Origin of the sequence: Acidovorax sp. A1169 (assembly GCF_030704685.1) — a bacterium.
Lineage (GTDB): Bacteria > Pseudomonadota > Gammaproteobacteria > Burkholderiales > Burkholderiaceae_C > Acidovorax.
Genome location: NZ_JAUZDX010000014.1, coordinates 152,513 through 165,792, shown reverse-complemented (window position 1 = coordinate 165,792; position 13,280 = coordinate 152,513). Strand labels below are relative to the sequence as shown.

Genomic DNA, 13,280 nt, shown 5'->3' with positions numbered 1-13,280 from the left:
GCTTTAGAGGGTGTAGACGAAATCAACCGGCCAGGGCAATCCTGCTGAGCAGGACACCTGCCTCAGCAAGCCAGACCCATGCAGCAGAGATCGAGGTCTTGCGGTCGTGATGCATAACCATGCGGCGCCAGCGTTCGCCCCAGGCATGGGTGCGCTCGACAACCCAGCGCTTGGGTAGCACTACAAAGCCCATAGCCGTTCCTGCCACAAGGATTGCTGCGTATCGTGCAGTGTCCCAGTCGAGCGGTTGCCTGGCTTGCGCACGACCTGGACGCGGATGCCATGGGCCTTCTCGATTGCTTGCGCGCATTGGCCACCGTAGGCCCCATCGGTGTAGAGCCGCTGGATGCCAGGAGCGTTGCGACAGGCCTGTGCCACAACATCTGCGGCGCCGTCGCGGTCCTGCACGCTGACAGCCGTGACCGTGACAGCCACAAGCAGACCAAGCGTGTCCCCGACGATGTGGCGCTTTCTGCCTTTGACTTTCTTGCCCGCGTCGTAGCCGCACTCGCCACCTTGAGGTGATGCGCGATTTGACCGTGCATCGATGACTACCGCACTTGGTTCGGCATTGCGCCCCATGTGATACGGATTTGCATTCAATCGTATAACTAGGCGGGAAGCCGCAGACAGTGCTGTAGCACGGCAAGGCGGACCAACGAAGTTAGACGGTTGAAGGCAAATTCGTATGAGACCGCCACTGCTGGCGAAGCCGGTCCTGCATCCGCTTGAAGACATCAGCCTGGACCCAGCGCGCGAAGGCCTTGTAAACCACCTCCCACGGTGCGAAGTTCGAAGGGCAGCAGTCACCAGGCGCAGCCGGTGCGCAGCACATAGCAGCAGGCGTCAACGAGGTGGCGGCGCTCGTAGCGTGCTGGCGTTGCATGCGGCATCCGGGAGACGCTGCCACGCAGCAAAACGATGTGCTCCGGCGTCAATGCCGCAGGCCTTCCCCTTCGATCTACAGCCATGCATTTATCATCCACTTGCTTGCGTTCTGCCATGGCAACTCCGTGCTCGGATGGCAGATGACTCGCAATTTTCAGGCCGATTGATTTCGTCCACATCCTCTTAAGATGAGATCACTGACCGCTCACGTTGGTCGCACCTTCTCAGCTGCTTTCCGTCCGATCCCTTTCGAAGTTCCCGCCGTGTGTGTTCGCTCCTCGGACGCATCTCGAAGGCATTGAGCAAACTGCGCGACGATGGGAGGCGTTGTACGTGGCTTGCGTTGCAGAAGGCCAATCTCTCGATAGAACGTAGCTTCGCCCAGCGAAATCACACGAAGGTTCGGCGGTAAAGGAAGGTGCGCCTCGACCATTGGAATAAGCGCCACGCCAAGCCCCTTGGATGCCAAATGGATGAGCCCGGAAATCTCGTCGACTTCGATCGCGTCGTTGACCACAAGCCCTTCGCGCCTCAGAAACCCTTCGACCATCCGCCCTCCGAACGAGGCACGGTCGTAGCGCAGAAAAGGTTGCCCCTGAATCAGCTCGCGCCAGTCCTTTCCCTTTATGGAGTCTGGAACGACAAGCACGTAGGGTTCATGCACCAACGCTGCCCAAGTCAGCTCTGGAAGCATGCCAAACGGCGGCCTGATGATGACCGCTGCATCGATCTTGCCGGAATCCAGATCGTCCATGAGTCGCATGGAAACACCAGGCGACACATGTACACGCACCATGGGGTAAGCACCGCGCAGGCGTTCCAGCGCGCGGGCCAGGAGAGTCGACTGGGTCGAAGCGATAGCGCCGATGCGCAAGAGGCCCCTGGTAGAGCTGCCGCTTGGCGCATCTCCGAGTTTCGCGTACAGCGCGCAGATTTCTTCGGCGCGCGCAAGAGTGGTGTGTCCTGATGCATTCAACGTGGCAGAGCGGCCAGTGCGGTCGAAGAGCTCAAACCCCAGAGATTCCTCAAGCCGTTTGATCTGGCTGCTGACTGCAGATTGGGTCAGGCCAATACGCTCAGCGGCCGCCGCAAAGGTGCCATGCTTGCAGACGGCAATGAAGGTCTTCAGCGCTGTAATCAAGGTTCGTGCTCCTCATGTCAATCGAGTGAAATGGGCGTCTGCAACTCCTGGAGCGAGTGCGGCACAAGGAGCATTGGCTGCAACGCCCGATAGACCGGTTGCGTCGGGTATTGCTTCCCGCGCCCAGGGGCCTGCCCTGGGCTTGTTGTTACTACCCTGCGATCCTCGGCTTTCGAGCGTTTCGCTTCGATGCCTTCTGCCACGCCCGCTCCCCGCAGTTTGGATGAACAGGTGCTCCAAGAGCGCATTAAAGCGTGTGCGAGCGATTTTGGATGGAGCCGCTGTGCTGCAGCCCGTCCGTAGTGCTTCGCCGAAGCATTTTTTCGCAGAAATGCGTGCTGTTCTGACAAGAAGCGATGATTGCGTTGGAAACGCCTTGATGGGTCCGCTTGGGTACCGAGCGATCGTCGAGTTTCGAGCGCTTCGCGTCGAAGCCTTTTGCTGCGCAGACCTGTCGCGTTTCCAGAGACGAGTGGTCGACGCGTTGGCGAACACTCGTTCATGGCCTGAATCGTCAGTTCTTAAGAGGCGGGATCACCAGCGCCAAACCATTTGGACTGCGAGGATCGGTGACCGGCATCGGCGTGCGACCCACCACCTGGATGGCCTCGATGTTGAGCCCGCCGCCTACGCCGTCCTGCAGGATCCAGCCGCGTCGTGTGAGATCGGCCTTTACGGAGTCAGAGTACTTGTTGGCTTCATAAAAGATCACGTTGTCAGGCAGCAACTGATGGTGGAAGCGCGGCGCGGCTTGCGCCTGGTCGATCGGCAAACCATAGTCGAAAACATTGACCAATACTTGGTAGACACTGGTGAAGATCCGCGACCCGCCAGGCGTACCCAGCACCAGAGCCACCTTGCCGTCCCTGGTTGCAATGGTTGGACTCATGGAAGACAGGGGGCGCTTGCCCGGCTGAATCGAATTGGCGTCCGCGCCAACCACTCCGTACTGGTTGGGCACACCCGGCTTGGCAGAGAAATCATCCATCTCATTGTTGAGCAAGAATCCCGCTCCCTCGACGACGATGCCGCTGCCATAGCCTCCATTCAGCGTATAGGTGTTGGAGACTGCATTGCCCCATTTGTCCACGATGGAGAAATGCGTCGTTTCGGGCTTCTCGGCTGCCGAAATAGGTGTCGGATAGTCGAAGCCGAGTCCTGGCTTCACGTTCGCAACTGGCGTCGGCACAAGTGGGTTGACCGAAGCTGCACGGCCCCGAAGGTAGGTGTCATCCAGCAACTGTGCCATCGGAACCTTGTAGAAATCGGGGTCGCCGAGGTACTGGGCTCGATCGGCGAAGAGTCGCTTCTCCATCTCTGCAGTCAGATGAATGTATTGGGCCGAGTTAAGCGGCGCGCTGGCAAACTGGGGTGCGAGAAAGCCCTTCATCTTCAGCAACTGGCCTATGCCAAAGCCGCCCGAACTCGGCGGCGGTGAGGTGTAGATCGTCAGGCCGTTCCAGTCTATGGTCACGGGATTGCGCCACACTGGCTTGTAGTCGGCCAAGTCGGCCTTGGATATCAGACCTTTGGTTCGTCCCATCTGCGCGACCAACAAGTCTGCTGTCGCACCCTTGTAAAACTCGTCTGCGCCGTTGTCACTGATACGCTGCAAGGTGTTGGCCAGTTCGGGCTGTTTGAACAGCTGCCCAGCTACCATCTTTCCGCCGAAATAGTCGTTGAAATTCACGCGGCGGCCGGCGCTTGTCGGCTCGGCGGTCGCATATGCCGTGAAGCCATTCCTCGCGTAGTCGATAGCGGGAGCCATCACCTGCTTCCAGGTCAGCTTTCCGAACTTCTGATGGACCGCCTGCATGCCTGCGACGGTTCCGGGGACACCGGCCGAGAGAGAACCATCCCAGCTCAATCCGGGGATCACCTCGCCGTTGGCGTCGAGGTACATCGTCGGGGTTGCCTTGCCGGGCGCCTTCTCCCGATAGTCAATGAAGTATGGCTTGCCATCCATGTAGACCGTCATGAACCCACCGCCCCCGATGTTGCCGGCAGATGGCAGGGTCACGGACAAAGCGAACGCCACCGCGACGCCAGCATCGACCGCGTTGCCACCTTGGTCCAACATCAGCTTTGCGGCCTGCGCGCCAAAGCGGTCCGGCGACGAAACCGCGGCGGCGGTCAGCAAGGTGGAGGCGTTGCATTCGCTACTTTCGCTCCCTCCGCCGCCGCAACCTGCGAGCAGGGCTGCGAGCAACGCTGAGGCCACAAGGCCGCGCCGTCCGCCGTTAACAGAATTGAATTTCTCCATGATGACTCCGTGGGTTTTGACATGCTGAATCTAGTGAAAACGACCACTGTCTAGGTCGATGAATAATTGAACTCAGCATCACTATTTTTGCTGCTCGAACAATTTGAAGTTCTGGAGTCCACTCGCAGAGAAACCTGAATGTGGCTTTCAATCTGGCGCGAGCGGGCATCCGGCTGGGCGCAATTGCCGTGTGTGAACGCCCGAAAAAATGGGATTGGGCCAAGCTCACGTGTCGCCGTGTGTTTGCATGCAGGGTGCGCGCTTGATGGGAAGAGCGGTCCGACACAAACCGCGTGCATAGGCTGCCTGTACCTCGCGCCATCTCAAGTTCGTGGCGTGCTCTCGCTGAGCATCGGCGACGCGCTGTTCACAAAAGCATGCTGGTGACTTCGCAACCATCCTGGCATCAATTGACAATTAAAATTGATGCTAATCAACGAAAAATATTGATTTTCATTGATTTGGATCATGGATAAAGTTTGGAAACATCAACACCCCAAACGCTTTCATATGACCACCCCACAACGAATCCCGTTCCATTTGGCTTTCCCCGTGCGTGATATTGCAGAGGCTCGTGCTTTCTACGGTGAACTGCTGGGATGTCCTGAAGGACGCAGCGCACCCGAATGGGTTGACTTTGATTTCTATGGGCACCAGATCGTCGCCCACTTGGCCCCGGACGAATGCGGTCACAAGTCGAGTAGCGCGGTAGATGGCCATGACGTGCCTGTGCGCCATTTCGGCGCCATCCTTCCCATGGACCAATGGCAGAAGATGGCCGACAAGCTCGTCGCGAACAAGACCAAGTTCGTCATCGAGCCCTACATCCGCTTCAAGGGGGAGCCTGGTGAGCAAGCCACGATGTTCTTCCTCGACCCTTCCGGCAATGCCGTCGAAATGAAGTCCTTCGCGGATCTCGATTCGCTGTTCGCAAAATAAGGGTGATGACATGAAGAACCAACTCCTTCTTCCGATCGCAACCGCGACGGCGCTCCTGTGCTTCCTGGGGAATGCAGTCGCCCAGACCGACACGCTCAAGAAGATCAAAGATTCCGGAGTCATCACCATGGGTGTCCGCGATGGCTCTGGAGCCATGTCGTATACGCTGGGGCCTGGGGTCTACACGGGCTTTCATGTCGAAGTGTGCGAGCGCGTCATAGCGGATGTGAAAAAGGCGCTGGGAGTTCAGAAGCTCGACGTCAAATACCTGCTTGTTACACCACAGAACCGCATTCCGCTGGTGCAAAACGGGACGGTCGACATCGAGTGCGGTACCACCACGAACAACACTGCTCGCCAGAAGGACGTTGCCTTCGCACCGACGCTCTATGTGGAGGGGGTGCGCGTGGCTGTCAAGAAGGCCTCCGGCATTACCTCCACATCCCAGTTGATCGGCAAGACTGTTGGCGCGACATCAGGCAGCACCGCAGTGCAGCAATTGCGCAAGCTCAAGCGTGACGGCGGTGGCGGGGAGGTTGGCGAATTGTTTGCCAAAGACAATAGCGAAGGCTTCCTCTTGCTTGAGTCCGATCGCGTGCAGGGATTCATCGCTGACGGACAAATCCTTGCGACCCTGATATCCAAGAGCAAAGACCCTTCACAGTACGAATTGCTGGACCAAGTGCTCAGTGTCGAGCCTATTGCAATCATGCTGCCCAAAGGCGATCCGGGCTTTAAAAAGCTGGTAGACCAGAGCGTTCTGGCCATTGCTCAGAGCGGCGAAGCCGCGCGCCTGTATGACAAATGGTTCATGAAGCCGATTCCGCCTAGCAGCTTGAAGGTGGGCCTGCCTCCAAACGCTTTGACTCAAGCAGCTTGGAAAGGTCCCTCTGACAAGCCAATGGAAGCATACGAAGTCAAGTAAGTGCAAGCTACCGTCAGTAGGTGATTGCTGACTCCAAGGCGCACGAGGGTGCTTGCGGGCTACAGGACGGCCGGCAATCAATGCAATACGCAAGGGATGCCAGAGCTTAGACATCATGGTCCCAATAGGTAAAGGCAGGGGCCGACCTCCTGCCTGATCCGTCGGCTGTAGATTTCTGTGCAGAGGTGCATGCTGTGACTGTGTCACGGGCAGCTGAGGCAAGGGGGGGCGACCATGGATCAGAACGATTGGGCATTATTGGCCGCTCGCATGAAATCGACGAATGCTCGCAGCTTCCCAGGCATACGCGTGCGATGGGGGTAATATAAGTGAAATGCGTCGTCCATTGCGCTGTGCTGCTTCAGTATCTGCCGCAACTGGCCGCTGGCCAACTCTTGCTTTGCAAACTCCTCAAGCACGAAGCCAATGCCGAGACCTTGCACAGCCGCGTCCACGACAGATCGCATCTCGTCGAATAGAAGACGCCCTTGCACGTCGATTTGCACCATTTGGTCATTTGCATCGAACCTCCATTCGTACCACCGGCCTCCCACGGAATAGCGTTGCCGAATGCAGTCGTGCTTCAACAGATCATTGAGGGACCTGGGTTCCTTGCGATGTTGAAAGTAGTTCGGGGCGGCAACCAAAATTCTTTTCTGTACCGATCCCAGCTGCATGGCCACCATGTCGTTCTGCACTTTCTTGCCCATGCGTATGCCCATGTCAAAGCCGGCGCTAACGATATCGCCGAGCAGGTTGTCCAGGGATATCTCGACATGGATCAACGGGAAACTCGCCAGGAAGTCTTCTAGATGCGGTTCGATCAACATGCGGTACGCGACGTATGACGTGTTGACCCGCACCGTGCCGGACGGCTGATCGGCCGCAAGCAAAGTCTCCGCCAAGGAGTTCTTGATCAGTGCGAGCGCGGGTGCCAATTTCGAATGCAGGGATGCACCCGCTTCGGTCAGGCCGACGCTGCGCGTGGTTCGATTGAAAAGCCGCACATTCAATTGCGCTTCCACAGCCTTGATGGTGCGGGACACCGCTGTCGGCGTAACGCCCAATTCGGCTGCCGCCCGGGCAAAGTTCAAATGGCGGGCCGCCGCCTCGAACGTCAAAAGCCCCGGAAGGTGCACCGGTGGCGAGGCGGCTGCCACACCCGCAAGGCCGGCCTGCATCGCATCATCTATTGTGAGCTTTTTGTTCATACTCTATCTATGCTTGTGACTATTTACGTCATTATCACCGGCCTCCATACTTCCTGCATCACATGAATTCACAACGCAACGTGGTTGCTCAAAAGGAACAAAAAATGGCGCTTGGCAACTCTTGCAGCGATCTCTTTTCGCCCGTGAGGATGGGTGCGCTGGCGCTTGCAAATCGCATCGTCATGGCACCGCTCACCCGCAGCCGCATGGGCACCGACGGCGTGCCCAACGAAATGCATGCCCGCTACTACGCACAGCGGGCCAGTGCGGGGCTGATCGTCAGCGAGGCCACCAATATCTCTGCGCAGGGGCGCGGCTATGCACTGACGCCTGGCATCTGGACGGACGAGCAGGTCGCCGGCTGGAAAAAGGTGACCGACGCGGTGCACGCAGCCGGGGGCCTGATCGTCTGCCAGCTGTGGCATGTCGGCCGTTTCTCGCATGTGGACCTGCAGCCCGACGGGGCAGCGCCGGTGGCACCGTCGGCGATTCGTGCGCAAGGACAGACCTACACCGAGCAGGGCATGCTGGATGTGTCGATGCCACGGGCACTGGAAACGTCCGAAATTCCCGGCGTCATCGCGCAGTACCGGCACGCCGCAGAGTGTGCAAAGCGGGCCGGCTTCGACGGTGTCGAAGTGCACTCCGCCAACAGCTATCTGCTGGATCAGTTTTTGCGCGATTCTACAAACCGGCGCAGTGACGAATATGGTTGCACGATCGAGAATCGCAGTCGGCTCACATTGGAAGTCACTGCGGCGGTGGTTGAGGTCTGGGGCCACGACCGCGTCGGTATTCGGCTCTCCCCTGTGACGCCGGACGCAGGCAACACGCCTCTGGACAGCCAGGTCATGCAGACGTACGGCTATTTGATCGAGCAGTTGAATCGCTTCCAACTGGCGTACATGCACTTTGTCGAGGGTGCCACAGCCACCTCGCGGACTGTGCCTGAAGGCGTGGACCTCGACGCATTGCGCGCACGGTTCAAAGGCCCCTACATCGGCAACAACAACTATGACCTTGCGCTGGCGGTGAATCGCCGCCTGGCAGGCAAGGTCGATGCCGTGGCGTTTGGCCGTCCGTTCATTGCCAATCCCGATTTGGTCCGTCGCTTGAAAGAGGATGTTGAACTGGCCGTGGCTCCCCGTGAAACCTATTACGGCAATGGCGCCAAAGGTTATACCGACTGGCCTGCACTGGCAGATTGATCCGGTTATCTGCTGACCCAATTTCCGATGTCGAATCGACGAGTCATTGCGACTCTTAAAGGAGTAACCGAGTGAAGACGACTTTCATCAAGACTTTTATTTTCGCGGCGATGGCTGTCGGCATGGGCGTTGCCGCCCACGCCGCAGACACGCCAACCCGACCCCAAGCCAACCAAGGAAAAACCATGAGCCAGCCGACGTACGTGCAAGATTACCAAGCCATCTCCGAAGTGCTGAACAAGTACATCGAGGGATGCAAACAGGCCAAGAGCAGCATCATGAAGTCTGCTTTCAGCCCACAGGCGACGATGTACAGCGTCGGCCCCGATGGCAAGCTGACCGGCGGCGCGATTCCGATCCTGTTCGAGGGGATCGACAAGGATTTCCGCCCGTCTCCTGACGCGAAGGCCGCGATCACCCGCATCGAGATCGTGGGTACGGCGGCCAGCGCCCGCATAGACGCCAACGGCATGTCGGGCATCTCGTTCACCGACTTCTTCCATCTGTTGAAGGTTGATGGCCAGTGGACGGTGGTGAGCAAGATTTTCCAGGCGCACGTGGCGCCTTGACCAGCCATCATCATGGATACCCTAACCTCCGCTGTCGCCGTTTCCGTCCTGACCCTGGCGGTTGGTAGCGCCTGTGCAGCCGACAGGCCCGGCGTCGAACACAACACGGCAACATTCCTGCAATCCCTTGAAGGCGCCAAAACGCTCGACAGCATGACGCCGATCGATGCCCGCGCCGCGCTGGTGGGTGCCCAGGCCGCCCCCCAGGTTGCCTTGCCGGCGGCGGACGTCAGCGAGAAGATGATCCGCATCCATGGCAGCGACCTGAAATTGACCATCGTGCGCCCGGCCGGCAGCCAACAGAAAACCCTGCCCGCGTTCATGTACTTCCACGGCGGTGGCTGGGTGCTGGGGGATTTCCCCACCCACGAACGGCTGGTGCGTGACCTGGTGGCAGGCTCGGGCGCGGTGGCGGTCTTCGTCCACTACACGCTGTCGCCCGAGGCGGGATACGGCGTGGCCATCGAGCAAGCCTATGCCGCAACGAAATGGGTGGCCGAGCATGGCAAGGAGATCCATGTCGACGGCCAGAGCCTTGCTGTGGCTGGCAACAGCGCGGGCGGCAATCTGGCTGCCGTGGTTGCCTTGATGGCGAACGAGAAGGGCGTGCCTGCACTGCGTTCGCAGGTATTGCTGTGCCCTGTGACGGATGCAAACTTCGACACGCCGTCGTACCAGGAGTTTGCCAACGGCTACTTCCTGACGAAGGACTTGATGGAGTGGTTCTGGGACCATTACACGACCGACGCCCAGGCACGCAAGCAGATCTACGCTTCGCCGCTGCAGGCGACGGCCGAGCAGCTCAAGGGCTTGCCGCCAACGCTGATCCAGACTGCTGAATTCGATGTCCTGCGCGATGAAGCCGAAGCTTACGGCCGCAAGCTCGACGCTGCGGGTGTGCAGGTGAAGACGGTGCGCTACAACGGCATGATCCACGATTTTGGCCTGTCGAACATGTTCAGCCATTTGCCGGCGCCCCGCAGCGCGATTGCGCAGGCATCGCAAGAACTCAAGGCGCACCTGGGCAAGTAATTTCAGATGCAAGGAACAAGCGATTTGTTCTAGGCCCTAGCGCTGGACTGCGGTGGGGTGGGGGTGGTCAGCGGCTGCGTATACCTTGCTACCATCCGCGCATGCCTTTGCTCGACGACGCCCCCGCACTGCCGCTGGATGCCCAGGGCATTCTCGAACTCGCGGCGCGGTCGATGTTTCACCTGTTCTCCAGCGTCAGCCAGGGCATGTTCCTGGTGGACCTGAGCGGGCGCATCGTCTGGGTGAACGAGGGCTACCAGCGCTTTCTGCCCGACCTGGGCTTCTCGTCGGTGGACCAGTTCGTGGGCCGCATGGTGGAGGAGGTGATCCCCAACACCGGCATGCGCCGCGTGCTGGAGACGGGCAACCCGGTGCTGATCGACCTGCTCACCAACAAGGCGGGCACCTTCGTGGTCAGCCGCATTCCGCTGCGCGACGACGAGGGCGGCGTGATCGGTGCCATCGGCATCGTGCTCTTCGACCACCCCGAGACCACACTACAGCCCCTGATCAGCAAGTTCGCGCTGCTGCAGCGCGACCTGGACGATGCGCGGCGCGAGCTGGCCAGCCAGCGCCGGCGCACCCTGGCCGTGGCGGGCGATGGCGAGCGGCGCGCCAAGTACACCTTTGCCAGTTTCATTGGCTCCAGCCCTGCCGCCGCCGAGGTCAAGCGCCAGGCGCGCCGCGCGGCGCAGTCGAGCAGCCCGGTGCTGCTGTTGGGCGAGACGGGCACCGGCAAGGAGCTCTTGGCCCATGCCATCCACGCCGCATCGAGCCGTGCCAGCGGCCCCTTTGTGAGCGTGAACATCGCCGCCGTGCCCGACACGCTGCTGGAGGCCGAGTTCTTCGGCGTGGCGCCCGGGGCCTACACCGGCGCGTCGGCCAAGGGCCGCGACGGCAAGTTCAAGCTGGCCGATGGCGGCACCTTGTTCCTCGACGAGATCGGCGACATGCCGCAAAGCCTGCAGGCCAAGCTCTTGCGCGCGCTGCAGGAGGGCGAGATAGAGCCCCTGGGCTCCAACAAGCTGGTGCCCTTCAACGTGCGCATCCTGGCGGCCACCTCGCGCGACCTGGCGGGGCTGGTGCGCGAGGGGCGGTTTCGCGAAGACCTGTTCTACCGCCTGCACGTGCTGCCGTTGCGCGTGCCGCCGTTGCGTGCGCGGCGCAGCGACATCCCGGCGCTGGTGGAGGCCCTGGGCGATGACCTGGCGCTGCGCAACGGCACGCCGCCGCCCGAGCTGCTGCCCGCTGCCATGGCCCTGTTGGCGGGCCAGCCCTGGCGCGGCAACATCCGCGAGCTGCGCAACGTGATCGAGCAGGCCGTGATGCGCAGCGAGGGCCAGTCCATCGACGCCGCGCAGCTCGAACGCATCCTGCGCGAGGCGGGCGTGGAGCCTGCCGCGCCGGTGCAGGACACCACCTCCGTGGTGGTGGCCGAGGCCGAGGACGCATCGCGCTATCTGCGCCCCCTGGCCGAGCAGGTGGCCGAGCTGGAGCAGCGCGCCATCGCCGCCGCCATGAAGGCCCATGGCGGCAACAAGCTGGCCACCGCGCGCCAGCTCGGCATCTCGCGCGCCACGCTCTATGGACGTCTGGAAAACCCTGAATAAATTTCAGGCATTTGTCTGAAATATGGACAATTGTATTGTCTGATATTTGGACGGTGCTGTCCAGGTGTCAGCGAAAGTATCATACAAATCAACAGCTTGTGCCCTGGCACGAACTGTGCAATGTTCAGGCATCACAACAAGGAGACATCGCCATGCACCGTCGCACCCTGGTCGCCCTCGCCACTGCAGCCGTTACCGCCGCCGCCACGCTTTCCGCCCCCGCATTCGCCCAGTCCGGCGAGATCCGCATCGCCCACGTCTACAGCAAGACCGGCCCGCTCGAAGCCTATGGCAAGCAGACCCAGACCGGCCTGCTGATGGGCCTGAACTACGCCACCGGCGGTAGCATGACCGTCAACGGCAAGAAGCTCGTGGTCATCGAGAAGGATGACCAGGGCAAGCCCGACCTGGGCAAGAGCCTCTTGGCGTCGGCCTACTCCGATGACAAGGCCGACATCGCCGTGGGCCCCACGTCCTCGGGCGTGGCGCTGGCCCTGCTGCCCGTGGCCGAAGAGTACAAGAAGATCTTGCTGGTCGAGCCCGCCGTGGCCGACGCCATCACCGGCGACAAGTGGAACAAGTACATCTTTCGCACTGGCCGCAACAGCAGCCAGGACGCCATCTCCAACGCCGTGGCCATCGACAAGGCCGGCGTGACCGTGGCCACGCTGGCGCAGGACTATGCCTTCGGCCGCGACGGCGTGAAGGCCTTCAAGGACGCGCTCAAGAACGCCAAGCTCGCCCATGAGGAGTACCTGCCCACCACCACCACCGACTTCACCGCCGGTGCCCAGCGCCTGATCGACAAGCTCAAGGACGTGCCCGGCCGCAAGGTCATCTTCATCATCTGGGCCGGCGCGGGCAACCCCTTCAAGATCGCCGACATGGACTTGAAGCGCTACGGCATCGAGATCGCCACGGGCGGCAACATTCTGCCGGCCATGGCCGCGTACAAGAACTTCCCCGGCATGGAAGGCGCGACCTACTACTACTTCGGCATCCCCAAGAACCCCGTGAACGAAGCCCTGGTGGCCGCGCACTACAAGGAGTTCAAGACCCCGCCGGACTTCTTCACCGCCGGGGGCTTCAGCTCGGCCATGGCGCTGGTCACGGCCCTCAAGGCCACGGGTGGCGACACCAACACCAACAAGCTCATCAAGACCATGGAGGGCATGAGCTTTGAGACCCCCAAGGGCAAGATGACCTTCCGCAAGGAAGACCACCAGGCCATGCAGAGCATGTACCACTTCAAGATCAAGGTGGACCCGGCCTTCGCCTGGGGCGTGCCCGAGTTGGTGCGCGAGATCAAGCCTGAAGAAATGAACGTGCCGATTCGCAACAAGCGATAAGCGCAACCGGATACGGTTTGCGTGGCCTGGAGCGCGCGGTACGCAGGTACCGCACTCCAGGGTTCATCCCGCAGGGGCGGCCGCCCCTTTTTTTCCAGTGAATTGATGCATGAACCCCCGGGTCTACACGGGGGCTGGGTCAGAC

General features: G+C 60.5%; 11 protein-coding genes and 1 pseudogene. 7 read left to right on the top strand and 5 right to left on the bottom strand.

Translation table 11 applies throughout. From position 1 onward, the window contains the following. Positions 1-22: 22 nt before the first annotated feature. The 4 genes and pseudogenes from QYL93_RS21555 to ggt all read right to left on the bottom strand — a co-directional run. Positions 23-585 (bottom strand): annotated as a pseudogene (locus QYL93_RS21555) (transposase); the annotation flags it as partial. Between the two features lie 221 nt (positions 586-806). Then, the gene (locus QYL93_RS32010) at positions 807-1,004 is read right to left on the bottom strand and encodes a hypothetical protein (protein ID WP_370877017.1); all 198 of its coding nucleotides are present in this window, start codon (positions 1,002-1,004) and stop codon (positions 807-809) included. An 89-nt stretch (positions 1,005-1,093) separates the two neighbouring features. Beyond that, positions 1,094-2,029, bottom strand: coding sequence for a LysR substrate-binding domain-containing protein (locus QYL93_RS21545; RefSeq protein WP_305745570.1), 936 nt, complete (start codon positions 2,027-2,029; stop codon positions 1,094-1,096). 514 nt (positions 2,030-2,543) lie between these two features. Beyond that, positions 2,544-4,292, bottom strand: coding sequence for a gamma-glutamyltransferase (gene ggt, locus QYL93_RS21540; protein WP_305745569.1), 1,749 nt, complete (start codon positions 4,290-4,292; stop codon positions 2,544-2,546). 510 nt (positions 4,293-4,802) lie between these two features. On the opposite strand from ggt, the gene QYL93_RS21535 reads away from it, so the two are divergent. Together QYL93_RS21535 and QYL93_RS21530 are read left to right on the top strand one after the other, a co-directional pair. Next, positions 4,803-5,231, top strand: a complete 429-nt coding sequence (locus QYL93_RS21535) for a VOC family protein (protein WP_305745568.1) — start codon at positions 4,803-4,805, stop codon at positions 5,229-5,231. Positions 5,232-5,241: 10 nt separating this feature from the next. Further along, a complete protein-coding gene (locus QYL93_RS21530; RefSeq protein WP_305745567.1) occupies positions 5,242-6,156 on the top strand; it encodes an amino acid ABC transporter substrate-binding protein in 915 nt (304 codons plus the stop codon). Between the two features lie 239 nt (positions 6,157-6,395). Here the strand turns inward: QYL93_RS21530 and QYL93_RS21525 are convergent, their stop codons facing one another. Next, positions 6,396-7,367, bottom strand: a complete 972-nt coding sequence (locus QYL93_RS21525) for a LysR family transcriptional regulator (protein WP_305745566.1) — start codon at positions 7,365-7,367, stop codon at positions 6,396-6,398. A 104-nt stretch (positions 7,368-7,471) separates the two neighbouring features. On the opposite strand from QYL93_RS21525, the gene QYL93_RS21520 reads away from it, so the two are divergent. The 5 genes from QYL93_RS21520 (at position 7,472) to QYL93_RS21500 (ending at position 13,135) form a co-directional block, all read left to right on the top strand. Next, positions 7,472-8,575 (top strand): alkene reductase, encoded by a 1,104-nt coding sequence (locus QYL93_RS21520; RefSeq protein WP_305745598.1) that lies wholly within the window; start codon positions 7,472-7,474, stop codon positions 8,573-8,575. Positions 8,576-8,646: 71 nt separating this feature from the next. Continuing rightward, complete coding sequence (locus tag QYL93_RS21515) at positions 8,647-9,144, top strand: nuclear transport factor 2 family protein (RefSeq protein WP_305745565.1); 498 nt, start codon at positions 8,647-8,649, stop codon at positions 9,142-9,144. Positions 9,145-9,156: 12 nt separating this feature from the next. Further along, on the top strand, positions 9,157-10,176 hold the full coding sequence (locus QYL93_RS21510) for an alpha/beta hydrolase (RefSeq protein ID WP_305745564.1): 1,020 nt from the start codon (positions 9,157-9,159) through the stop codon (positions 10,174-10,176). A 101-nt stretch (positions 10,177-10,277) separates the two neighbouring features. Beyond that, entirely contained in the window at positions 10,278-11,786 is a 1,509-nt protein-coding gene (locus QYL93_RS21505) for a sigma-54-dependent Fis family transcriptional regulator (protein WP_305745563.1), read from the top strand. Between the two features lie 152 nt (positions 11,787-11,938). After that, a complete protein-coding gene (locus QYL93_RS21500) occupies positions 11,939-13,135 on the top strand; it encodes a substrate-binding domain-containing protein (RefSeq protein WP_305745562.1) in 1,197 nt (398 codons plus the stop codon). Positions 13,136-13,280 lie beyond the last annotated feature (145 nt).

What these genes read in the sequence shown, in the direction of transcription:
- QYL93_RS32010 (WP_370877017.1), bottom strand. Translation starts at nt 1,004, where the DNA reads ATGGCAGAACGCAAGCAAGTGGATGATAAATGCATGGCTGTAGATCGA.
- ggt (WP_305745569.1), bottom strand. Translation starts at nt 4,292, where the DNA reads ATGGAGAAATTCAATTCTGTTAACGGCGGACGGCGCGGCCTTGTGGCC.
- QYL93_RS21535 (WP_305745568.1), top strand. Translation starts at nt 4,803, where the DNA reads ATGACCACCCCACAACGAATCCCGTTCCATTTGGCTTTCCCCGTGCGT.
- QYL93_RS21530 (WP_305745567.1), top strand. Translation starts at nt 5,242, where the DNA reads ATGAAGAACCAACTCCTTCTTCCGATCGCAACCGCGACGGCGCTCCTG.
- QYL93_RS21525 (WP_305745566.1), bottom strand. Translation starts at nt 7,367, where the DNA reads ATGAACAAAAAGCTCACAATAGATGATGCGATGCAGGCCGGCCTTGCG.
- QYL93_RS21520 (WP_305745598.1), top strand. Translation starts at nt 7,472, where the DNA reads ATGGCGCTTGGCAACTCTTGCAGCGATCTCTTTTCGCCCGTGAGGATG.
- QYL93_RS21510 (WP_305745564.1), top strand. Translation starts at nt 9,157, where the DNA reads ATGGATACCCTAACCTCCGCTGTCGCCGTTTCCGTCCTGACCCTGGCG.
- QYL93_RS21505 (WP_305745563.1), top strand. Translation starts at nt 10,278, where the DNA reads ATGCCTTTGCTCGACGACGCCCCCGCACTGCCGCTGGATGCCCAGGGC.
- QYL93_RS21500 (WP_305745562.1), top strand. Translation starts at nt 11,939, where the DNA reads ATGCACCGTCGCACCCTGGTCGCCCTCGCCACTGCAGCCGTTACCGCC.